General features: G+C 49.6%; 2 tRNA genes and 1 rRNA gene. All 3 read right to left on the bottom strand.

The annotated features are described in order from the left end of the window. Positions 1-243: 243 nt before the first annotated feature. Positions 244-319 (bottom strand) — tRNA-Ala (locus tag HV766_RS30125). Positions 320-342: 23 nt separating this feature from the next. Further along, positions 343-419: transfer RNA gene (locus HV766_RS30120), tRNA-Ile, on the bottom strand. 134 nt (positions 420-553) lie between these two features. Beyond that, a 16S ribosomal RNA gene (locus tag HV766_RS30115) occupies positions 554-756 on the bottom strand; the annotation flags it as partial.

Raw genomic sequence — 756 nt, 5'->3', positions numbered from 1 at the left:
CCGTTCATAAGTTTCAAAGCAGTCTAGGGTTATTCACCCCAGTCTTGAGAACTTGGAACAAAATTAATGCAATCACAACCCGTACCCATCTTCATCAGCAAGCTGATTACTTGATGAGCACATTTCGTTGTGCTTCTTCCAGATTGTTAAAGAACGAATATAGCTGTCAGGTAAAACCTAACTCATAAGGCCGTTTCAACGACACTATGAGTTAGCCTCTACATCACCAGGTGATTAGGTACTTGGTGGAGGTGAACGGGATCGAACCGATGACATCCTGCTTGCAAAGCAGGCGCTCTCCCAGCTGAGCTACACCCCCATATCCCGCATACGCAGAATACTTGGTGGGTCTGGTTGGATTCGAACCAACGACCCCCGCCTTATCAAGACGGTGCTCTAACCGACTGAGCTACAGACCCAAAAACCTTTTCGGATCAGCAGTCAGGAAAGCTGTAGACCCAGGGAAGATTCCCTCGACCCAAGCCTGCAACTGATCCCAGCTATATCAAACAACCGATAAGAGTGGACGCTTAACACGAGCACTTAAGCTCTGAAAGGAGGTGATCCAGCCGCACCTTCCGATACGGCTACCTTGTTACGACTTCACCCCAGTCATGAATCCTACCGTGGTAATCGCCCCCCTTACGGTTAGGCTAACTACTTCTGGTAAAACCCACTCCCATGGTGTGACGGGCGGTGTGTACAAGACCCGGGAACGTATTCACCGCGACATGCTGATCCGCGATTACTAGCGAT

This window comes from Achromobacter aegrifaciens (assembly GCF_902859735.1).
GTDB classification, from domain to species: Bacteria; Pseudomonadota; Gammaproteobacteria; order Burkholderiales; family Burkholderiaceae_B; genus Achromobacter; species Achromobacter aegrifaciens.
Note: the sequence above shows the minus strand (reverse complement) of the source record. Positions and strands in the feature narration are given on the sequence as shown.